General features: G+C 69.8%; 21 protein-coding genes and 2 pseudogenes. 17 read left to right on the top strand and 6 right to left on the bottom strand.

Annotation, left to right across the window (positions count from 1 at the left end):
- Positions 1-84: 84 nt before the first annotated feature.
- The 6 genes and pseudogenes from ACH4TG_RS17460 to ACH4TG_RS17435 all read left to right on the top strand — a co-directional run bounded on the left by ACH4TG_RS17460 (position 85) and on the right by ACH4TG_RS17435 (position 4,002).
- A complete protein-coding gene (locus tag ACH4TG_RS17460; protein ID WP_398243180.1) occupies positions 85-918 on the top strand; it encodes a ZIP family metal transporter in 834 nt (277 codons plus the stop codon).
- A gap of 294 nt (positions 919-1,212) precedes the next feature.
- Positions 1,213-1,731, top strand: coding sequence for a DUF2199 domain-containing protein (locus ACH4TG_RS17455; RefSeq protein WP_398243179.1), 519 nt, complete (start codon positions 1,213-1,215; stop codon positions 1,729-1,731).
- A 309-nt stretch (positions 1,732-2,040) separates the two neighbouring features.
- Entirely contained in the window at positions 2,041-2,706 is a 666-nt protein-coding gene (locus ACH4TG_RS17450; protein ID WP_398243178.1) for a hypothetical protein, read from the top strand.
- Positions 2,703-3,095: pseudogene (locus ACH4TG_RS17445) on the top strand (helix-turn-helix domain-containing protein); the annotation flags it as partial. The gene ACH4TG_RS17450 and the pseudogene ACH4TG_RS17445, both read left to right, overlap by 4 nt.
- Before the next feature lie 293 nt (positions 3,096-3,388).
- Positions 3,389-3,691, top strand: a complete 303-nt coding sequence (locus tag ACH4TG_RS17440) for a hypothetical protein (RefSeq protein WP_398243177.1) — start codon at positions 3,389-3,391, stop codon at positions 3,689-3,691.
- Positions 3,688-4,002 carry an erythromycin esterase family protein gene (locus tag ACH4TG_RS17435; protein WP_398243176.1) on the top strand — a complete coding sequence of 105 codons (315 nt, stop codon included), beginning with the start codon at positions 3,688-3,690 and terminating at the stop codon, positions 4,000-4,002. Before ACH4TG_RS17440 ends, ACH4TG_RS17435 begins: the two co-directional genes overlap by 4 nt.
- A gap of 237 nt (positions 4,003-4,239) precedes the next feature.
- Here ACH4TG_RS17435 and ACH4TG_RS17430 read toward each other — a convergent pair whose 3' ends face one another.
- Positions 4,240-5,439 carry a glycoside hydrolase family 76 protein gene (locus ACH4TG_RS17430; protein WP_398243175.1) on the bottom strand — a complete coding sequence of 400 codons (1,200 nt, stop codon included), beginning with the start codon at positions 5,437-5,439 and terminating at the stop codon, positions 4,240-4,242.
- Between the two features lie 251 nt (positions 5,440-5,690).
- Positions 5,691-6,674 carry an aldo/keto reductase gene (locus tag ACH4TG_RS17425; RefSeq protein WP_398243174.1) on the bottom strand — a complete coding sequence of 328 codons (984 nt, stop codon included), beginning with the start codon at positions 6,672-6,674 and terminating at the stop codon, positions 5,691-5,693.
- Between the two features lie 328 nt (positions 6,675-7,002).
- On the opposite strand from ACH4TG_RS17425, the gene ACH4TG_RS17420 reads away from it, so the two are divergent.
- The 3 genes from ACH4TG_RS17420 (at position 7,003) to ACH4TG_RS17410 (ending at position 9,924) form a co-directional block, all read left to right on the top strand.
- Positions 7,003-7,608 (top strand): dihydrofolate reductase family protein, encoded by a 606-nt coding sequence (locus ACH4TG_RS17420; RefSeq protein WP_398243172.1) that lies wholly within the window; start codon positions 7,003-7,005, stop codon positions 7,606-7,608.
- 367 nt (positions 7,609-7,975) lie between these two features.
- Positions 7,976-9,205: a hypothetical protein gene (locus ACH4TG_RS17415; protein WP_398243171.1), complete on the top strand. Its 1,230-nt coding sequence runs from the start codon at positions 7,976-7,978 to the stop codon at positions 9,203-9,205.
- 554 nt (positions 9,206-9,759) lie between these two features.
- Entirely contained in the window at positions 9,760-9,924 is a 165-nt protein-coding gene (locus tag ACH4TG_RS17410; RefSeq protein ID WP_398243169.1) for a hypothetical protein, read from the top strand.
- A 56-nt stretch (positions 9,925-9,980) separates the two neighbouring features.
- Here ACH4TG_RS17410 and ACH4TG_RS17405 read toward each other — a convergent pair whose 3' ends face one another.
- On the bottom strand, positions 9,981-10,178 hold the full coding sequence (locus tag ACH4TG_RS17405; protein WP_398243168.1) for a hypothetical protein: 198 nt from the start codon (positions 10,176-10,178) through the stop codon (positions 9,981-9,983).
- A 40-nt stretch (positions 10,179-10,218) separates the two neighbouring features.
- Between ACH4TG_RS17405 and ACH4TG_RS17400 the strand changes: the two genes are divergently transcribed.
- The 8 genes and pseudogenes from ACH4TG_RS17400 to ACH4TG_RS17365 all read left to right on the top strand — a co-directional run.
- On the top strand, positions 10,219-10,476 hold the full coding sequence (locus ACH4TG_RS17400) for a hypothetical protein (protein WP_398243167.1): 258 nt from the start codon (positions 10,219-10,221) through the stop codon (positions 10,474-10,476).
- Positions 10,477-10,861: 385 nt separating this feature from the next.
- On the top strand, positions 10,862-12,757 hold the full coding sequence (locus ACH4TG_RS17395) for a RiPP maturation radical SAM C-methyltransferase (protein WP_398243166.1): 1,896 nt from the start codon (positions 10,862-10,864) through the stop codon (positions 12,755-12,757).
- A gap of 20 nt (positions 12,758-12,777) precedes the next feature.
- Positions 12,778-13,278 (top strand): DUF5825 family protein, encoded by a 501-nt coding sequence (locus ACH4TG_RS17390; protein ID WP_398243165.1) that lies wholly within the window; start codon positions 12,778-12,780, stop codon positions 13,276-13,278.
- Between the two features lie 214 nt (positions 13,279-13,492).
- Positions 13,493-14,707 (top strand): cytochrome P450, encoded by a 1,215-nt coding sequence (locus ACH4TG_RS17385; RefSeq protein ID WP_398243164.1) that lies wholly within the window; start codon positions 13,493-13,495, stop codon positions 14,705-14,707.
- A gap of 14 nt (positions 14,708-14,721) precedes the next feature.
- Complete coding sequence (locus tag ACH4TG_RS17380) at positions 14,722-16,215, top strand: M28 family peptidase (RefSeq protein ID WP_398243163.1); 1,494 nt, start codon at positions 14,722-14,724, stop codon at positions 16,213-16,215.
- Entirely contained in the window at positions 16,212-16,991 is a 780-nt protein-coding gene (locus ACH4TG_RS17375; protein WP_398243162.1) for a class I SAM-dependent methyltransferase, read from the top strand. The genes ACH4TG_RS17380 and ACH4TG_RS17375 overlap by 4 nt, the downstream gene beginning before the upstream one ends.
- Positions 16,988-18,010 (top strand): aspartyl/asparaginyl beta-hydroxylase domain-containing protein, encoded by a 1,023-nt coding sequence (locus tag ACH4TG_RS17370; protein WP_398243161.1) that lies wholly within the window; start codon positions 16,988-16,990, stop codon positions 18,008-18,010. The genes ACH4TG_RS17375 and ACH4TG_RS17370 overlap by 4 nt, the downstream gene beginning before the upstream one ends.
- Before the next feature lie 62 nt (positions 18,011-18,072).
- A pseudogene (locus ACH4TG_RS17365) lies at positions 18,073-18,897 on the top strand (MFS transporter); the annotation flags it as partial.
- Between the two features lie 17 nt (positions 18,898-18,914).
- Here ACH4TG_RS17365 and ACH4TG_RS17360 read toward each other — a convergent pair.
- From ACH4TG_RS17360 to ACH4TG_RS17350, 3 genes are all read right to left on the bottom strand, one after another.
- Positions 18,915-19,313 carry a hypothetical protein gene (locus tag ACH4TG_RS17360; protein ID WP_398243452.1) on the bottom strand — a complete coding sequence of 133 codons (399 nt, stop codon included), beginning with the start codon at positions 19,311-19,313 and terminating at the stop codon, positions 18,915-18,917.
- A 69-nt stretch (positions 19,314-19,382) separates the two neighbouring features.
- On the bottom strand, positions 19,383-20,234 hold the full coding sequence (locus tag ACH4TG_RS17355) for an SMP-30/gluconolactonase/LRE family protein (RefSeq protein WP_398243160.1): 852 nt from the start codon (positions 20,232-20,234) through the stop codon (positions 19,383-19,385).
- A gap of 71 nt (positions 20,235-20,305) precedes the next feature.
- Positions 20,306-21,166 carry a fumarylacetoacetate hydrolase family protein gene (locus ACH4TG_RS17350; protein ID WP_398243158.1) on the bottom strand — a complete coding sequence of 287 codons (861 nt, stop codon included), beginning with the start codon at positions 21,164-21,166 and terminating at the stop codon, positions 20,306-20,308.
- Positions 21,167-21,174: the final 8 nt, after the last annotated feature.

Raw genomic sequence — 21,174 nt, 5'->3', positions numbered from 1 at the left:
CGGTCCGACGTCTCGTTCGCTTGTTAGGTGAGCCTTGCCTGTTCTAGGGTCTGCGCGGCATATTCCCCGTCCCCGGAGCCGCACGTGTCCTCGTCCCACATCGTCCTTCTCGGCGCCATCGCCGGCTTCACCATCTACCTCGGACTGCCGATAGGCCGGCTCCAGCGGCCCGCGCCCCGGCTCCGGGCGGCACTCAACGCCGTCGCCATCGGCATCCTGCTCTTCCTGATCTGGGATGTGCTCACCGCCGCGTGGGAGCCGACCGACACGGCCCTCGGCGACCATCGCTGGACCAAGGCGGTCGCGGGCGGCGCGATGCTGGCGGCCGGCGTCGGAACCGGGCTCATGGGCCTCGTCCACTATGACCGCTGGCTGGCCGGCCGCGCCCGTCGCCGCCCCTCTGGTCTGTCCGAGGGTCCGGGTGCCGCGGCTGTCACCGAGCGGCCGGTCGCGAAGAGTTCGCGGGCCGCCGGTCTCGCGATGATGATCGCCGTGGGGATAGGCCTGCACAACTTCGCCGAGGGCCTGGCCATCGGGAACTCGGCCGCCTCGGGCGAGATCTCCCTCGCCGTCCTGCTGATCATCGGCTTCGGCCTGCACAACGCCACCGAGGGTTTCGGCATCGTGGCCCCGCTGTCCGCCGAAGGCGAGCGGCCCTCCTGGTCACGCCTCGCCCTCCTCGGACTGATCGGCGGCGGTCCCACCTTCCTCGGCACCCTTGTCGGCCAGCATGTCGTCAACGACTACCTGTCCATCGCCTTCCTCGGCCTTGCCGCCGGCTCCATCCTCTACGTCGTCATCGAACTGCTGTCGGTGGCCCGCAAGACCGGTATGAAGGAACTCACGAGCTGGATGATCCTGCTCGGACTGCTCCTCGGCTTCGCCACCGACGCCGTCGTGACCGCCGCGGGCGTGTAGTCACAAGGACCGCCGGAGGCCTGCGCATGCTTCTCCGGCCCCCGCGGCGGATGCCACGGCCGCGTCACCGTGCCGGAAGACCTCCCTCAGGAACCCACGCCGGGCAGGCTCGGCCTCGGGCCCGAAGCGCTCAGGCGGTTCCGTGGTGGGCGAGCGATGGGTGGGGGTCGGTGCCGCGAGGGGGGTGGTCGGTGTGGACCGTGGCGGCCGGGTGAAGCCGTCGGTGCGCGCGTGGAGGCCGTCGGCGATCGCCTCCGCCTCCGGCGAGGTAGCGGGCGTCGCTAGGCTCCGCTCATGACCGACGATCTCGGGTACACCTGTTCCTGCTGCGGTGAACACCACGCGGAGCTGCCCCTGGGGTACTCCACCATGGCTCCAGACGTCTGGGACCCGGGCTTCGAGGGCGACGGCGCCAGCATGCTCTCCTCGGACCAATGCGTCATCAAGGCGCAGCACTTCTTCGTCAGAGGCCTGATCGAGATACCTGTGCTCGGGAGCCCCGGCGTCTTCTCCTGGGGTGTGTGGGTCTCCCTGAGCCGGGACAACTTCGCCCGCGCCCTGGACCTGTGGAACACGCCCGGCCGGGAGAGCGAGGAGCCCTACTTCGGCTGGTTGTGCACGTCGCTCGCGCCCTACTCGCCCCGCACCCTCGATCTGAAGACCCACGTGCACACCCGCGAGGTCGGGCGACGCCCCCTTGTCGAGCTCGAACCCACCGGCCATCCGCTGGCGGTGGAGCAGCGCGCGGGCATCACCAGGGATCGGGTGCGGGAGATCGCCGAAGCCGTCCTGCACCCCACGACACACGACTGACGGGGGAGATCCCGGCGATCTCGGCGATCTGCGGCCGAACGCCTGCCGCTGCGTGGTCAACCTCGGTCGTCCGGACGGGCGTTCCGTGCATACGCTGCCGGGGGCCCTCGTTGTGGAGGAGCCGCGGTCACCGCGGTTCTCGACGGCGGGGGAGGCGACGAGCAGGGGAGGACCGCGCATGATCACCGAGCCGGAACTGGCGGGCGACGGCGACGAAGTGGGGCCGGAGTGCGATGAACTGGAGGGGGGCGGACGTCCGTCGTCCGGGTCCCCGGCCGCCGGGTGGACGGGCAGGAGGATGTGGGGGCGGTGGCGGCCGCGGTCGTGGCGACTTCCCTGGTGTGGGGCGCGGTGCTCGTCGCCGTGGTCCACGGCCGTACGCATGTGCTGGACCTGCACGGCTACCGCATACCCGACAGCACCTGCACCGCCGCGCATCTCGAGCCGTTCACCGAGGCCCTGGGCCTTGAGCAGTTCGATGCCGACCCCGGAGTGGTGCTCAGGGGGCAGGCTCTCGACCATGTGTCCTGCGTGTTGTCCGGCACGAGATCGGCCGGTGACGGCTGGACGACTGAGTACACTGCGACGGTGACGGTCGACCTGCACAAGAAGGCCGATCCCCAGGCGGAATTCGAGGACGCAGGTCGCGTGCAGAACAGCAACCTGGCGGTCAACGGCCAGGGAACCTACGCCGCGTTCCCCGTCTCGGGGGTCATCAGGCCGGTCACGGGCCTGGGCGAGCGCGCGTACTCCATCCTCAGCGACAAGCGTCAGGTCATCCGGGCCCTCGACGGCGGCGCGGTCTTCTCCCTCACCTTCGACGGCATCAATCAATGGCAGGGCACCGGCACGCCTCCGGCCACCGGCGGCGCGGTCCTGCGGCCGGTCAGTGCCGACACGACGTTCCTGCGGCCCGCTCTCCTGCCGACCATGCGCCAGCTGATGAAGTCCCTGTCGTCCGCTTCCCCGGAGTGAGCCTGCCGCATCCTGGGGAGGGCAGTTCGTCGCAGCCGCGGCCCTGGTCGGGGGCGGCGGCCGGGATCCGCGGCAGGTCAGGGACACGCTGGGGGCGCCCACGCGGTCGCCGAGAGGGCTGCGTCTGCCGCCGGGGCGAGGAGGGAGCGGTTGCGCCGCCGGGCTTCGGAGTCGCCAGCCTACGGTCGGCATGTGGAGTCGGTGAGAGGCTGGCCGGTTTGGGCGAGGAGTTGGCCGAGAAGCTGCGGGAACTGCGCGACCTGACCGGGCGGAGCCTGCGCGATCTGGCCCGTGACGTGAAGGGCAGCAGCTCGTCGCTGTCACGGTACTTCTCCGGTCAGGCCGTCCCGCCCTGGCCGACCGTGGTGGCGCTGTGCAGGGTGGCGGGGCGCGATCCCCGGCCGTTGCGCGGGGTGTGGGAGCGGGCGCGGAGCGGGGCGCAGCCTGCTGCTGCCGCCGCCCCGGTGCGCAACGATCTGCCGCACGATGTCGCGGCGTTCACCGGGCGCCGCCGGGAGCTGAACGAACTCCTCGCCGCGGCACGGGAGTCCGCGACGGTGGCGATCGACGGGATGGGCGGCGTCGGCAAGTCCGCCCTGGCCGTGCACGCCGCGCACCTGCTGACCCCGGAGTTCCCCGACGGGCAGCTCTACCTCGACCTGCACGGGTTCAGCACCAACGGTTGCATCTCGGTCAGTTGCTGGAGACGATCGCTAACCGGGACGCCCGCCCGGGCCAGTTGTGGATGCTGGCGATCGGCGTCGCGGTCGCCGACACCCATCGCCCCGACCTGGCCGACCGGATCGAGGCGCTCTACGCGCCGATCCGCCCGGAGGCCGCCAACACCGCCTGGTGGCTGCGCCATCGGGGCGGTCGCATCCTGCTCGCCTCCCACAACGGCCACATCTCCTATGTCTCGGAGAGCCGGAGTTCCCCGAGCCGGTCGGCGCCTTCCTCCGCAGGGAACTCGGGGACGGCTATGTGAGCATCGGACTGACCTTCAACGAGGGCACCATCAACGCCCTGCCCGGCCCCAACGCCCAGCAGCCCGCAACCTACCGCGTGGCCCCGGCCCTCCGGGGCTACAACGAGCACACCCCGGACCGCGTCCACCCCCACGGCTGCGTCCTCGACCTGCGCACCGCCCCGCCCGCCGCGAAGGACCGGCTGTCCCTCGCACGTCCCACCCGCTCCTACGGCCTCTACTGGTCGTCCCAGCCGGCGAAGACCGCCCTCGCCCACGCCTACGACGCCGTGATCCACCTCCACACCGTCCGCGCCGCGGACCTCGTCTGAGGAGAAAGACCCCCGCCATGCTCGAAACGCAAGGACCTGCCTGAAGGACCGATTCCTGGAGTTGATGCTCACCAGGGTCCGCCCCGCGATCACCGGCGCTCTCACCGCGCAGCACCCGCTCCCGGCCGCCTGACGCGCCCGGTCGTTCCCGGGCCGTCCCACCGCCACGCGCGAGTGCCCCACTGCCACCGGCCCGTCACCGTCGTCGCTCTGCTGCTGCCCGTCCGGGCGCCCCGCTCAGTACAGCGTCGGCCACGCCGACCGCGGCCAGGCGAGGACCGCGAAGATCTGCGCCGTGGCGGCCTGCTCGATCGCCTGGGTGGCGCCGCTCGTGCCGAAGTGCACCAGGCCGGTCCTCGCGTCCCGGGCCGTGGTCCACACCCAGCCGGCGTAGTCGGCCATCGCCCGCTGGTACGTGCTGCCTCCGGCGACGGACTGCAGCAGCAGGAGGTTCTTGAAGAAGATCGAGTTGAAGTACACCGGCTGGCTCTTGAGCCTGCCGCCGGTGACGTAGTAGCTGTAGGCGGCTTCGGCGATCCGCTCGGCGCGGGCGAGGTAGGTCCGGTCGTGGGTGGCCTGGTAGAGCAGGACGTTGACCCCGATCGGAACGCCCTGGTTGTAGGACCAGAAGGTCTTCTCGATGTCGCCGCCGAGGTTGACGTGGTCCCAGTAGAGCCCGTCGGGGCTCTGCAGGTGGGCGTTTGTCCAGTCGTAGAACCGCCTGGCGTCGTCGAGATAGGCGCGCTTGCCGGTGATCTGGTAGAGACGCAGTCCCAGTTCGGCGGCGGGCATGTTGGACACGGTGTTCCGGTCCTGGCTCCAGGGAGCCTGGGTCCAGAAGACGCCACCGGGATCGGCGTGGCTCGGGTCGGTGTCCCACCCGGACCTGACCAGCGTGAAGATCTGCTCCGCCCGTGCGAGCGCGGCACGGTCGTGGTGCTGGAGGTAGTCCTGAACCTTCTCCAGGCCCACCCACTCGTTGTCGTCGTAGAACAGGTCGCCGCCCGCTCCGTACGGGGCGATGACGTAGGAGTCGTAGCCGGGCACCCCGGTGGTCCCGCCGACCGGATTCCAGTAGTGCTCCTGGGCGCGGTCGACCGCCGCGAGTTGCTCCTGGTAGCCGGGATCGACCGCCGAGATGTCCAGTGCAGCGACGTGCGCCTGGGACAGCGGCCACTCGTACGAGTAGGGGTTGTCGCCGGCCGCCACCGGATACTGCTCGTGGAACAGGCCGGAGCCGTCCGTCGTGCCGAAGTACCTCTCCAGCGACGCGTACGTCGCGGTGGCGCGGAACGCGTTCGTGCTCGCCGGTGACTGGGCCCGGCCCGAGCCGGCCGGGCGGGCGATCGCGTCGGGGGACGCCGCGGACACGGTACCGGCCGCCAGAACGGTCACTAGGGCTCCGGTCACAGCGAGTTTCAGGCGGTGCGAGCGCATGGGAAGCGGCTCCTTTCCGCTGCCGCGGAGGGCGGCAGAGATCATGACCGACAACGTTGTCACACCATCGGCCAGAAGCTACCGGCGCGCAGTGCTCACCGTCAATGCGCAGAGCAGGAACTGCCCCGACCCGGCCCTGCGGCGGCTGCGATCGTGACCGTCGCCGCCACCTGTCGCCCGAACGCCGCGGCCACGCCGCCGAGTTGGGAGACGCGGCACCCTTCCTCGGCGTGCGTGGCACTGACGTCACGTCACCAGCGATCGGCCACCTGGGGGGCGATCAGCTCCTCGTACACCGCGCGCACGCCGTCCAGGGCCTCGGGCGACAGGCGCGGAAGGGAGGCCGCCGCCGCGTTGCCGCGGGCCTGCTCGGGGTTGCGCGCGCCGGGGATCACCACGGAGACCCCGGGCTGGTCGACGATCCACCGCAGGGCGAACTGCGCCATCGTGGCCGCGTCCGGGACCAGTGGGCGCAGCCGGCGGACGGCTTCGAGCCCGGTGGCGAAGTCGACGCCGGAGAAGGTCTCGCCGACGTCGAAGGCCTCGCCGTGCCGGTTGTAGTTCCTGTGGTCGTCGGCGGCGAACGTGGTGCTCTCGTCGTAGCGCCCGGACAGCAGGCCGCTGGCCAGCGGCACCCGGGCGATGATGCCCACACCGGCCTCGCGGGCGGCCGGCAGGACCTCCCGCAGCGGCCCGAGCCGCAGCATGTTGAGGATCACCTGGACGCTGGCCACCCCGGGCCGGGCGATCGCCGCCAGGGCCTCGGCCCTCGTCTCCACGCTCACCCCGTACGCCGCGACGCGCTCCTCGGCTACCAGGGTGTCCAGGGCGTCGAAGACCGCGTCGTCCGCGTAGACCGCTGCGGGCGGGCAGTGGAGCTGGACCAGGTCGAGACGGTCGACGCCGAGGTTGGCGCGGGAACGGTCGGTCCAGGCGCGGAAGTTCTCCAGCGTGTACGCGGCCGGGTCCTGCGGCACGCGCCGGCCCATCTTGGTGGCCACGGTGATGCCCTGCGCTCCGCTGTCCGCGAGGAACCGGCCGATCAGTCGCTCGCTGCGGCCGTCACCGTAGACGTCGGCGGTGTCGATGAACGTCACGCCCGCCTCCACGGCCGCCGACAGCACGGACCGTGCCTCGCCCTCGTCGACCGTTCCCCAGTCCGCGCCCAACTGCCAGGCGCCCAGCCCGACCACGCCGACCTTCCGGCCGGTCCGCCCCAGAACGCGCTCCTCCACGACCCACCACTCCGCTCTCGCCCGGTGCCTTGTGCTGGCGGCACGACCGCGCGGGCAGCCGACCCGCCCCGCAGCCCGCGGTGTTCCGCCCGCCGGGACCCCACGCTAACGCCTCCGGCGGGCGGAACGGGCGCGTGGCGCCGCGCACCCGCCACCCGCGGGTCGGTGCGGCAGCGAGCGCGGTGGCCGTGCCCTCGTCCTGGAGGGTCAGTTGCTCATCCGGTGAAGCACCTTCTCGTGCACGGAGAGGCGGAGGAACGGCGGCCCGCGGTGAGTTTCCGGCTCCCGGCCGGTCCAAGCTCGTCACACCGTAGGAAAGGACACCGGCATGTCGGAGCTTCTCGTCGACTTCATCACCTCCCTCGACGGATGCGCATCGGGAGAGGGATGGCCCGGCTTCTGGGGCCTGGAGGGCCCGGAGTACCTCGCATGGCTCGGCGACCAGCCCAAGGCCACTTACCTGATGGGAGCGAACACCTACCGCCTGATGTCGGGCTTCGCCGCGGGCGATGTCCCGAGTGGCCAGGACGACTTCAGGCCCGAAGAGGAGGCGTCCGTCGACGAGCTCACGCAAGCGTCCAAGGTGGTGTTCTCCTCCTCGCTCGAGGAGCCGCTGACGTGGGCCAACTCCACGCTCGTCCGCGACGACGCCGTCGAGGCGGTCCGCGCCATGAAGGCGAGTGGCTGGGGGCTCCTCAGCACGATCGGCAGCCTCAGCCTGTGCCGGTCCCTGCTGCGGGCCGGACTCGTCGACCGCTTCCGGGTCGTGATGTTCCCGGTGATCACCGGGGCCACGGGCGAAGAACGCATCTACGACGGCTATCCGGATGTCGCCCTCGAGATGATCAACCACCGCACCTTCGACGGCCGCATTCAACTGGTCGAGTACAAGCCCCGCGTGCTGGAGCACCCGCCGCTCGCCGCGCCTGCGTGACGACGCCCCGTCCGCCGCTCCGGATAGCCGCCGCTCCGGATAGCCGCCGGGCCGGCGGGGCCGTGCCGGCAGGGACGTGAAGTCCCCTTGAACATCGAGTAGCGCATGAGTCCGGCCGGGGCCCCGGCGTTGCAGGCCGTCAGCGCAGTGGCGCACAACAGCGCTACGGCGCAGGAGCTGATGGCGTTACGGGTGCGCGTGGTCCCCCCAGGCGGACGCGGCGTCGTGCCCACCGCAGAACGCCGGTCTGCCCCGGTCAGCCATACGAGAGTTTTGCCAGAGTTTTTCCCGAGTTGGTGAACCGATGCCCCATCCGGCCGATCTCACTGACCGCGTAACGCGTGCTGCCGGACAGGAAGAGGAGCAGGTGCAGGCAGAAACCGCGGCACGAGGTGGCCAGGAACCCGGTGCGGGCACCGAGCGGACGAGCCGCCTCCAGTTCCGCAGGCATCTGGTCCTGCTGAGCGCGTGGACGGTTCTCTGGTTCCTGGTCGTGGCGCCGACCGGCGGTGTCTCGTGGCACTACCTGCGCCAGGGAGAGCAACTGCTCTTCAGTGGCCGGCCCGGTGGCGGCCTGTCGGTGTACGCGCACCACCCGGAACTCCAGATCGGCCCGGCCAGCCTGGCGGCGGCCCGGCTGTTCGCGCCGTTCTCCGACCGCGTCGGGCAGTTGCTGGCCGAGGCGACGATGTCCGCGCTGGGCCTGGTGGTCCTGGTACTGGTCGGCCGGACGGCCGCCTGGTACCACCGCGGAACCGGCATGAACCACCGCAGGCTCCAGCAGCGCATCTTGGTGGCCGGCCTGGCCTTCATACCGATGTGGGTCGAAGTCGCCGTCCGGTTCGGGCACCTCGACGACGTGCTGGCGCTGTTCTTCACCACACTCGCCGTGCACGCGCTGGTCCGGAACCGACCCACCATGGTCGGCACCTACCTCGCGCTGGCCGTCGACTCCAAGCCCTGGGCGCTGTCCTTCCTGCCGCTGCTGCTGGCGCTGCCCCGCCCGGCGCGGCTGCGCGCCTTCCTGTGGTTCTGCGGGCTGGTGGCCCTCGCGTGGCTGCCCTTCTACCTCGGCGATCTGGGCTCGCTCGCGGCAGCGAAGTTCACCATCCCCAACCAGCCGGCCTCCTCGCTGCGCTGGCTGGGAGTCTCGGACCCGGTCACGCCGTGGTGGGATCGCCCGGCGCAGTTCGCGGTCGGCATGGGCCTGGGCACCGTCGCGGTGTGGCGCGGGCGCTGGCCGGGCGTGGTGCTGCTCGGCGCCAACGCCCGCATCCTGCTCGACCCCAGCATCTACACGTACTACACGGCGTCCATCCTGCTCGGCACCCTGCTCTGGGACGGGGTCGGGCAGCGCCGGCTGGTGCCGTGGTGGAGCTGGACAGCGCTCGCCTTGCTGTACGGGGGTGCGCTGCTGGTGCCGTCGGACTCCGCGCGGGGGCTGCTGCGCCTGGGCTTCGTCCTGCTCTCGACGGGGTACGTCCTGCTTTGGCCGACCCGGCGCCCCAAGCGCGGCCAGGGCAACCACCGCGCCGACTGGCGCCCGGCCCCGCCCCTTCCCCGCCCGCGAACCCGCCCGGCGACCCTCCCGGACTGAGCGGCACGGCCCCTGGCACGAGTGCCGGCGCGACCGGGGCTGTACGCCGGCGCGGGTTCGTGGTGCGGGGCTTGGAATGCTCAACCGGGGCCGGCAGCGGGTCACCGAGGACGAATCCAGGCCGCCTCGCCGGCCTCCCCCGTGCCCGACTTGTAGGCGCCGCCGTCCTCCCCTATGAAGACCCGGTTGCGGAGACGATGATGCTGGCACGGGGACGGCGCCGGCCGGTGGGCCGCTCAGGACTCCTGGTGATCGATGGTGCGTCGGTAGGTGCGCAGCAGGCGGCCGGCGCTATCGGGGTGGATCTACATTCCGCGGAAATAGGGAGACGGAAAAACTCATGTCCAATGGCATTCTGTAAACGGCCGTGGATGGGCGGACCGGGTCTACTGGATGCGCGCCCGGTGGCGCCCAGAAGAGTGTGCGGAAAAGCCGTCCCGGATACGGTATTGTTTATCGCACACCACCTTCCGTCACCTGGGTCACGCTCAAGGCCCAGGTCGCCACACGGCCTGAGAGGGAAGGATGGACGTGAGCGACGAAGGAGGCCCGTCATGAAGTCCGGAGCCCCTGAACACGACGCCTGGTACTCGCGCACACCCTCGCAGGCCGAGGGCGAGCGGGATGAGTCGGGCGAGGAAACCGCAACGGAACAGCACCCGGACGTCCCCCGGAGCGAGCCGTCCCAGGCGGAGGGCGAGCGGGGCGACGACGCCTAGCGCCACTGGACGATCCGTCGCCGGGGGCCGGGTGAGGGTGCCCTTTTTCGGCGTTGTCACCGGTTCGCGGCCCGCCTGCCGTCCAGCAGGCCGTGCAGGTGCGCGGCGGCGTTCTCGATGCCCAGGTACCACCGGGCGTACTCGGTGAATCCGTGCTCCTCGAGGTAGGCGTTCTCGTCCGCTGCCGAAGGCTGGTGCGCGCTCCACTCGTCCCGGTCGTCCAGGACGATCCGGCCCTCTTCGGCCAGTTTCAAAGTCTGTGGCGGCCAGGCTGATGCAAGGGTGTCGGCCCTGGTGAAGATGCTCGGCAAGGGCGAACGATGTGTGGTGAGAGCCGGCATCGCTGTGGTGGACCAGCTGTCCCGGCTGGTGACGGTTGCCCTCGCGGTCACGCTGCCACCGGCTCATCTCCATTGCGGACAGGACGAGTTCGGTGTGCTTGGTGGTGGCCGCGGGCCAGCCGATGATGCGGCGGGAGAAGGTATCGACGACGAACGCGACATCCGCTCCGGCGTGAAGATCGCGATCTACGGCTGGAGTACCAAGACATAAGGGAAAATTCATCTGCATTAAACGCCCTCTGAAAACCTCGGAGCCGACAATTTCGCCAAGCCCACCTGGGCGATCCGAGGCGAACCCCAACGAGCACTCCCATCCTGGGCATCACCAGCGATCCGGACAGTGAACCAACCTCGTCAATGCTTACGTACTGGGAGCTATCAGACGATTGCACACCAACTACGTGACAACACCAAATCGCCACTCAGTGCTCCTGGCTGAATTCTTACATCAAAACTCAAATTTTCATCTCCGGCCCCTTGCGTGCGCCCCAGTAGTGCCTGACGCTAGAAGCCAGTGAAACGCGCCACGCCACCAGATGCAGAACTTCGTTCGACATTAGCCGACCGTTAAGGCCATCTGACGAGAAGGCAGAGGTATGCGGATCGCACTTGTCTCCATGCCGTGGCATCTACTAGCGACGCCTTCCTTGCCACTTGGAATTCTGCAAGTCCAAACCGACCAGTGCCGCAGCCGGCACGAAGTGCGCTCGCATTTCCTCAATCTGCGCTGGGCCGAGTACCTTTACGAAGTCACTGACGGTGCGATCACGCCCCACGACTATGATTACGTCGCGAACATCGGCGTCTGGCACGGTATGGGCGACTGGGTCTTCACATCGGCGCTCTACGGAACGCCGCACTGGCGTCGTGAGCGTTTCCGTGCCCATCTGGCCGAGAACAGCCTCGACCCGGGAAAGTCCGAGGTGATGGCGGAGCACGCCGCCGACTTCATCACCATGCTGGCGCGCGAGATCGTCGCCACTGGTCCGGACGTCATCGGGTTCAGCAGTACGTTCCAGCAGAACGTGCCCTCGCTTGCCATGGCCCGGAGCATCAAGGAACTGGCCCCGGACATCCCCGTCCTCTTCGGCGGTGGGAACTGCGATGCCCCGATGGGACCGGCCCTGCAGCGGAACTTCCCCTTCGTGGACTACGTCATCAGCGGGGAAGCCGAGCGTTCCTACGTGCAATTCATCGATCATCTCGATGGTGTCCTTCCCGTGGAAGAGGTCAGTGGCCTTTCATGGAGTACGAAGGACGGCGCCACGGTGACGAACCCGCCCAGGGCGCCGCAGCCGATGAACGAAGTACCGTGCCCCGACTACGACAGCTACTTCAGCACTCTTGAGAAAAGCCCGATCAGGTCCTTAGTTAAGCCCACCCTTCTCTACGAGGCCGCGCGTGGCTGCTGGTGGGGAGAGAAGCACACCTGCACCTTCTGTGGGTTGAACGGTCTGACGATGAAATATCGCTCCCGCTCCCCGGACCAAGTCCGTCTGCATCTCCAGGCACTCGTGGAGCGCCACCGCATTCTCGACATCGTGGCGGTCGACAATATTCTGGACATGGACTACTTACGGACCCTGCTCCCCGAGCTCGCCGCCGCCGACATGGATCTGAACTTCTACTACGAGGTCAAGTCCAACCTCGGCGAAGCGGACATCGCCATGCTGCGCTCCGCGGGCCTGGTTCACATCCAGCCGGGCATCGAGAACCTCAGCTCCGACGTTCTGAAGATCATGAACAAGGGAGTGCACGCCACGCAGAACATCCGGCTCCTGCGTATGTGCGAAGAGAGCGATGTGACCGTCGACTGGAACTATTTGTACGGCTTTCCCGGTGAGCGGGAGGACCACTACACAACGGTCGTCGACCAGTTACCCGCCTTGGTGCACCTCCAGCCGCCGGCCGGCGCCGTACGTATCCTCCTGGAGCGCTACAGTCCCTATTTCCAGCGCCCGGAACTCGGCTTCCTACGTCGCCGCCCCGCCGCGTTGTACGACCACGTCTACGACCTGCCCGAGGCTGAACTCCACGACCTCGTCTACCAGTTCGACACCCCGGCGATGGGTATCGGGGACACGGCGGCCACGCGGCTTCGCATGGCGATCGAGACGTGGCATGACGGCTACGCCGGCAGCAGCTTGGTCCTGCACCACGACGGCCAGGAATCACCGGTCCTCGTGGACCGGCGCGTGGGATGGCCGACGTGTGAGATCAGGCTGGAGACCGGAGCCCAGGCCGCCGCATACGAGGTGCTTCGCACCCCCCGCAACCCACGTGCGCTCCGAGAGCGGCTGGCAGCACAGGGCCATGACCGGGAAGCCGCGGAAATCGGATCCTGGCTGGGGGCCTGGAAGGACCAGGGACTCGTCTTCGAGGAGGGCGGCCGATTCGTCGCGCTGGCCACGAACAGGCCGAGTATCAAACGCGATGCGCACGCCGGTGCGCAGCCGTACGCATCGCAGGAAGTCCCGGACGGAGGTCGATGATGGCCCAGGCCGTGCCCCCGATGTCCGAGGCCCGTCGGGTGTCCTTCGCCGCCGACCGTGCGCAGGAGGCCGTGGAGTTCGTCCGCTCGCTGCGGGAGCACACCGCACACGCACGATCCTTACCCTGGCGAGCCGACCTGTCCCGGCTCCCCGCTCCCCGGATCCTCTTCCACCTGAGCCCTCCGATCGAGGCGGATCAATCCGCCACGGTGCGCACCTGGCGGGCGACTTACCGGTACGGCCTCCTCCACTATCGCCGCGGTCCCGGATTCCTGATCGTGCGCGACTTCCGTCCGGGCGCCACCCGGGACGAGATCGTTCTGGACCGCCCCGAATCCGTCAGTGCCCTCGAGCACTTCGCCGACCCCCATCCGCTGCCCGCCGCGGACGACCCCTCTTACCCCTCGGTCCAGAACCTGCTGGCCGACGGCATGCTGCTCGCGGTCGGAGGGCTCGCGGTAGCTCTTCCCTACCGCCTGCACCGACTCCCGCTCCCCATAGAGGTTCTGGGGCACGGATGAGCGTCCCGCCGGGCAACGGCCCGGCAGGACGCGTGAGACCACACCGTCGGAGCCATCTCAACGACGGTGTCACACCTACCGGGAGAAGGGAGAAAACCATGCGTTACATCCACTGACGCACTCTGCCGCTGCGGTCATGTGCGCGCACGCGCGGGCATGACCGCAGCGCCGCTCCTGCCCACAGAAGTTCCACATCGAAGGGGAAGCACTGGTCATGGCCGGAGAGACGACCAAGGCTCTGCGGGATCCGATCTACGACCCATTGGCCCCGGCGGTCATAGCCGGACCCCACCCGTTCTACAAGCGACTCCGTGAGCACAGACGGGTGTACTGGCACGCGACGTTGGACTCGTGGGTACTCACCGGATACGAGGAGTGCCGGCAGATCCTGAGCGACACCGCGGCCTTCGGCTCGGATTTCCGCCGGGTCGGTGAGGACATCCCGGACGCCCAGCTGAGCGTACAGTCCCTCGACCCGCCCGAGCATGGCGCGATCCGGCATCTCCTCGTCTCCGCGCTGCACGAACAGTCACCGGCATCGATGGCGGACCGGGTGGCCGAGATCGCCGCTGCGCACGTGGCGGCCTTACGTGAACGGGATCGTCCTGTCGACTTGGTACGGGAGTTCGCCCGACCTGTCGCGCTCCGCACGATGTGCGACTTCCTCGGGGTCCAGGCACCCGACGGCCCGCGGTTCGAGGAGTTGTCGAACGCCATCGTCCGCAGCATGGACGCGGGTCTCGATCCGAGTCGGGCCGAGCCTGGGAACCGGGCGCGCGGCGAGTTGAGCCGGATCGTCGGCGACTGGCTGCGTGACGCCGGCGACGACGGCTTCCTCGCGGCGGCACGGCGGGCGAGTCTTGGTGAGCCGAGCGTGCCGGCGGCGCTGCTGGCGAACTCCCTGCGCGCGGTGCTGCACGCCGGATACGAATCGGTCAGCCGCCTCCTGGGCAACGCGCTCGCCCGGCTCGTCGCGAACCCCGGACTGCTGCCCCGCCCCGATGACCTGTCGCACCTCAACTCACTGGTCGACGAGCTGATCCGGCTGGACGGGCCCGTGCAGGCCGACGCACGCGTGTGCACGAGGGACTCCGTCGTCGCAGGGGAACAGATACACCAAGGTGACGTCGTCGTGCTGTTCCTCGCGGCGGCCAACCGCGACCCCGATGTCTTCACACAACCCGATGACGTCGACCTGAACCGGCGCAAGGGGATCCATCTGGCCTTCGGCCGAGGCGCGCACGCGTGTCTCGGCGCCAGCCTGGCGACCTTGCAGCTGCGGGCCGTCCTCGCGGCCCTGGCGGCCTCCGGTCTGGACTTCGCCGCGACCGAAGCCCCCGTGTACGAGACGACCGCCACCCTTCGCGGGCTGTGCTCGTTGACCGTGGCCGTTGGCGGCCCGCACCGATCCCTAGCGCGTACGCCGTGAGGAGTGGAGACCTCGTGAGAGCATTTGCGAACTCGACGAAACTGGGCGGAACGGTGAGCGCCCTGCTGCTGACACTGCTGCTCGCGCAGCCGTCAGGCGCCGCCCATGCCGCGAGTGCCCGGCCCGCGACCAGCGGTGACGCGTCCGCCTATCCGATCGCCGATCAACTCGCGACCGACGTCACCGGCAGCGATGTCTACCGTCACCTGCAGGCTCTCCAGCAGATCGCGGATACCAGCGACGGCAACCGCGGCTACGACAAGGTCGGCTTCACCCGCTCGGTCCGCTACGTCAGCGGTCTGATGAAGGCCGCCGGATACCACGTCGTCGAGCAGAGCGTCCCCTACACCGACTTCGACGTCCAGAAGGAGCAGCTCGTCGTGAGCGGCGCCGGGGAGGGTGACGGGGACACCCCTGTGCTCATGACCCGGTTCACGCCCTCGACCGGGCCGGCGGGCATCGACGCGCCTCTGGTATCGCTGCCCACGGGCCGCACGGGCTGCAACAGCGCCGATTACGACGGCGTCCCGGCCGCGGGCGCCATCGTGGTCCTCGCGCGCGCGGCCTGCGGATACGGCGTGCAACAGCAGGTGGCAGCCGGCGCCGGGGCGCGCGCCTTCCTGCTGTACTACCCGACCCCGTCACCGGAGAACATCTACCGGCTCATCGGGTTCACGCCGCCGGCCTACACCATCCCCGTGGCGTCGGTGTCACAGCGCGAAGGGGAGATTCTCGCCCGAGCGGCGGCCGGCGGCGGGGTGCGCGTCCATCTCACGCTGCGCGCGCAGGACGTGCCACGCACCACGGTGAATCTCGTTGCGGAGACCGCGGGCGGCGACCCGGACAACGTGGTGCTGGTCGGGGGCCATCTCGACAGCGTGACCGAGGGCCCCGGGATCAACGACAACGGCTCGACGGCTGCCACGGTGTTGCAGACGGCCCTCGAACTGGCCCCCTACCAGCGCACCGTGACGAACAAGGTCCGGTTCGTGTGGTGGGGCGCAGAGGAGCTCGTCGACATCGGATCCGACTACTACGTGAGTCAACTGACCTCCACGCAACGACAGCAGATCACCGCCGTGGTCAACGGTGAACTCATCGCTTCGCCCAACTACGCCCGTTTCGTTTGGGATTCCGGGTCCGGCGGCGGCCATGTGATCGCCGACCTGTTCGCGGCGTACTTCGACTCGAAGGGACTGCCCTACGACCGGGAGAGCCCGGACGACATCGGCTCCGACCATCTCCCCTTCGAGGCTGCCGGCATACCCGTCGCAGGGATCGACGGGGGCAACTTGAACGTCAAGACCCCGGCACAGCAGGAACGCTACGGCGGGGAGGCCGGGCAGATGTTCGACCACTGCTACCACCAGGCGTGCGACCGGCTCGACGACATCAACAGGGAGGCGCTCGACGACAACGCCCCGGCGATGGCCTGGGTGCTGGGCCGGCTGGCCACGTACGACGAGGATGTGCGAGCCGCAGCACAGGGGACAGGACGCCTCCAGTGAGCGCGCCCAGGCCCGCCACCGCTGCGGAGGGCGAGGCCGAGGACTCGTACGAGTCGGTCGCCGGCCTGTACGACCTGATCGCGGCCGCACAGGGTGAGTCGGCGCCGCCGCGGATTTCCGCGTTCGCCGAACTGGCGCAACCCGGAATGCGAGTCGTCGATGTCGGAGCGGGAACCGGACGTGTGGCCCTGGCCGTCGGCGCACGTGACGCCAATGTGTGGTGCGTCGAACCCTCGGCGAGCATGCGCAGCGCCCTGCTGTCGAAACTCGCCCAACGCCCTGCGCTCTGGCCTCACGTGACGGTCACGGCCGGGCAGGCTCCAGGAATGGGCCTGGACGGAAGGTTCGACTACGCCTACCTCGCGGGCTCACTTCAGTTCCTCGACGCCGCGGACCGCAGGGCAACGTTCGCCGAGTTGAGCGACCATCTCGCGCCGGGCGCGATCCTGGCACTCGACATGGTCGACGACCTCTCGGTGACGCCGGATCCCGACGGGGTGGACACGACGGTGGCGGAGGTCCGCGTCGGCCGGAGCCGGTACACACTGCGCGCGGCAGTCACCGCGGCAGCTGCCGGCAGGGCCGACATCCGGTACCGCTACATCACCGAATGCGGGACCCACCGCGCCGTGCAGACGATGCGGCGCACGCGGTACTTCCACCCCTTCGACGACGTGCACGCGGATCTGACCGTTGCCGGATTCACCGTGGACACCGAGCACAACGGTAGGTGGCACGACAGCGCACAACCACTCGTAGCCAGGAGAAACGTATGATCGACGATACGTCTGTACCCGGGAACGCTACGATCCGAACGCCGGCGGCCGTCCGGCTCACCCCCGCCTTCGACGCCGAGCGGCTGCGGGCCGAGTTCGACATGCTCACCCGCGACACCTGGAGGCGCCAGCAGACCTACTCGGTGGACGGAGCCAGCGAGGAGTACTCTGCGGACTGGCGTGTTCTGCCGCTGCGCAGTCCCGGCGGCGATGAGCGGCGAACGGACGCGGGCGGACCGGGCCCACTGCCGTTCCGCGACACGCGATGGCTGGGGCGGACGCCCTACCTCGCCGAAATCATCGCTTCGCTTCCGACCGGCGTCCGCAGCGCCCGATTGATGTCACTGGGCGTGGGTGCCGCCGTCGAAACGCACCGCGACACCCCGTTAGGTTTCGCTAAGGGCATGGTGCGTCTGCATGTCCCGATCACCACCAACGACAACGCGGTACTCGTCCTCGACGGCGAGACGCACCGCTGGCAGCCGGGCACGTTCTGGTACGGGGACTTCTCCCGCCCCCATTCCATCGCCAACACCGGGGGGAGTGACCGCGTGCACCTCGTCATCGACTGCGCCGTGAGCCTGCGCCTGTTCGAGGTCTTCCCCCCGGACTTCCTCGACACCGTCGACATCGCGGACGTGCTGTTCGAGCGACCGGAGATCACACTACGCCGGGCAGAACGTGCCACGTTCTGTTGCCGCTTCGCCATGCCCGCCGAGTTCCGGCACTGGTCGGGCGAGGCTTTCAACGAACGCGCCACTGACCCGACCGATGTCGAGTTCGCCGTGTTCGACCGACCCGACGGTCTCGTCCTTACCGAGGGAGCGGCGCACGAAGAGACGGCGCTGATCCACGTCGGCGGAGGGGAGTTCAGGCTTCAGGGATGGACCGAGGAACGCACCCTCCACCTCGACCGCGCCTCCAAGACAGTACGTTTTATCATCCGCGACGGATCAGCGCAGCTGTGGACCGAGCGTCCGATCCAATCCTCTGGGCATGTCGGTTCGGTGGCTGGGTAGGGTGATCGGTCCGCCAGCGGTCCGTCCGCCGAGGCATTGATGACGACGCGGAGATCCGATCCGTGTGGATAGCCGAATACCGCAGAGCCACCGCCGGCATCGCCGCCCTCCTGGCGCTCGTCGCCTTCGAGGCGTTCGCTGTCATCACGGCGCTGCCGTCTGCGTTGAGCGACCTGCATGCCATCCGGCTGTACGGTCTCGTGTTCGGCCTCTACCTCGCGGCATCGCTGTTCGCCAGTGTGGTCTCTGGCGGTGCCGTGGACCGTTGGGGACCGGCACGGCCGTTCACCGTCGGGGCCGTTCTCTTCTGTCTGGGATCGCTGCTCGTCGGCATCGCGCCCGACGTCGGCCTCTTCCTCGCCGGGCGTGCCGTCCAGGGACTCGGCGCCGGATCCGTGATCGTGGTCCTCTACGTCGTCGTGGTCCGCCTGTACACCGACGAACTGCGTCCGAAGGCTTTCGCGATGATGGCGAGCGCATGGGTCGTGCCCGCGGTCACCGGGCCGCCGCTGACCGCGTTCGTCACCCAGTGTCTCGGTTGGCGTTGGGTTTTCCTCGCCATCCCTGTCCTGTTCCTTCCCGCCGCGGGGCTGTTGCTCTCCCAAGTCCGAACCGACGACGCCCTCGAAGGGATTGCGGACGTCTCCCCGCGCGCCGACCTGGTGCGGGCCGCGGCCGGCGCAGCGGTCGGTGGGACGCTCACGCAGTACGCCGTACAAAGCCGTTCCCTGCCCACGGCGGCGGTCTGTGGGGTTACCGCGGTCGTCCTGCTGGTACTGGCCCTTCCGCGGCTGCTCCCGGGCGGAACCCTGCGCGCCCGCCCAGGCGCGCCGGTCTTCGTTTTGTTGCGCGGACTCTTCGCTGGAGCCTTCTTCGGCACGGAAGTCCTGCTGCCACTCAGCTGTCACCGCATCGGCAGGCCCGGACCCGCACCAGCAGCGGCGGGTGCGGTGCGCACGAAGTCGACGCCGGTCTCCAGCGCGTCGGCGATCGCTCGGACGGCCTGCTGGAGGTCCGCGCCGCGGGGCAGCGGCGGCGGGCTGCCCGACACGGCGCGATCGGCGAAGCCGGTGTCCGGGTGCCCGAACCGGACGTCGAGCACCTGGGTACCGGAACGTCGGGTCTCGCGCCGAACGGCGTCGAGCCCCGCCCCGAGGGCGGCTTTGGATGCGCTGTAGTCCGCCATGAGCGGCTGAGGGCTCTCCGCGACGACGCCCGTGGCGGCGGCGATCGCCGCGACCTGGACCGGAGGTCGCAGCGCGCAACGGAAGAAGGCGACGGGCGCCAGCGCGTTGACGGCCATCACGTGCTCCGCCACCTCGTCTCCGACGTCCTGGGCGGGGCCGAAGGCGGCTACGCCGAGCGCGGGATCTCAACAGCTGACGCCGTTCCATGCCGGGACCAGAGTGCCGCGCGCGCCCGGGCGTGCGACGAACAGGCCGCCGCCGGGGCCGCCCGCGGTGATCAGCAAGGTGTCGAGGCCGAGCCCGACGAAGGCGGCGCTGGAGGGGTATGCGGCGGGGACGTGGACGGTGGCCAGGTGCCGCGAATCGGGCGAGTAGCAGCGCACCTCGCCCGCACCCCACACCGCCACCCACACGTTGCCGTCGCGGTCGACGCACAGGCCGTCCGGCAGCCCGTCACCGACGCGGAGGAAGTCGCTGCGCTCGCCGACCCCGCCGTCCGCCGCATCGTATGTGCGTACCCGGACCAGGCCAGGGCCGGTGTCCACGCTGTACATCAACCGGCCGTCGGGCGACCAGGCCAGGCCGTTGGAGCAGGTCAGATCGTCGTCGATGACGGTGGGCGGCCCGTCGCCGGAGAGCCTGACCAGGACGTCCGCGCCGCGGCGGCCGTCGAGCGCGGCGCTCCCCACCAGGAAGCGCCCGGCCGGGTCGCAGCCGCCGTCGTTCAGCCGCCCAGGCGTTCCGTTCGGCAGCACCCGCGCGCCGGCCCGGCGCGTCCCGTCCGGCAGCAGGACGGTGAGGCCGTGCCGGCCGGCGACGAGCAGGCGGCCGTCGGCCGCGCAGACGACGGCGCCGACCGTACTGGGCAGGCGATGCCGCTGTACGACCTCCACTCGGTCGGGCCGCAGCCGCCCCTCGTAAACCTGCCCCGCCTCGATGTCGACCCAGAGCAGCCGCTCGCGGGGCGCGTCCCAGACCGGGCTCTCGGCGAGCCGGAAGCCGCCGGTCAGCACCGGCTGGGCGTCGACCGTCAGCACCCGCTCACCGCGCGGCCCCGGCGAACGCCCCGGCTCCGGCCCCTTCGCCCGGCCCTGCGGGCACGGGACGTTCACGCATCGGCGCACACCGAGCGGTGCCGGCCCAGGCCGTCGATCTCCATCTCCATCACGTCGCCCGCGGCCAGGTACGGGAAGCGCCCGGAGAGCGCGACGCCCTCGGGCGTACCGGTGTTGACCAGGTCCCCGGGCTCCAGGACGAGGTACTGGGACAGATGGCGGATGATCTCCGCGACACCGAAGATCATGTCGGCGGTCGAGGAGTCCTGCCGCGCCTCGCCGTTGACCCAGGAGCGCAGCCGCAGCGCCTGCGGGTCGGGGACCTCGTCGGCGGTGAGCAGCCACGGGCCCAGCGGGTTGAACGTCTCGCAGCTCTTGCCCTTCGACCACTGGCCGCCGGGCGTCTCCAACTGGAAGGCGCGCTCCGAGACGTCGTTGCCGACCGCGTACCCGGCGACGTACGCCAGCGGGTCGTCGTCCTCCGTGAGATAGCGGGCACGGCGGCCGATCACCACCGTCAGCTCCACCTCCCAGTCGGTCTTCTTCGAGCCGCGCGGGATCAGCACGCTGTCCCGCGGGCCGACCACGGTGTTGGGGCTCTTGTGGAAGAGGATCGGCTCGGTGGGCGGCTCGGCCCCCGACTCGCGGGCGTGGGCCGCGTAGTTCTGGCCGATGCACAGCACCGCGCGGGGCCGGGCCACCGGTGCGCCGGTGCGCTGGCCCTCGACCTGCGCCGCCGGCAGTTCTGGCAGGTGCCCAGCGGCCAGCGCCTTCCGGGCTCGCGCGACGCCGTCCACCGCGAAGAACGCGGGGTCGATGTCGGGGGTGAGGCCGGACAGGTCGTACGTCCTGCCGTCGGCGGTGCCGAGCACGGGGCGCTCGCCACCGGCCGGTCCGAGGCGCATCAGGCGCATGGGCGTTC

It is taken from the genome of Streptomyces sp. NPDC020917 (assembly GCF_044333795.1).
In the GTDB taxonomy this organism is placed as follows: Bacteria; Actinomycetota; Actinomycetes; order Streptomycetales; family Streptomycetaceae; genus Actinacidiphila.
The sequence above is the reverse complement of the archived record's forward strand: the minus strand, read 5'-3'. Positions and strand labels throughout refer to the sequence as shown.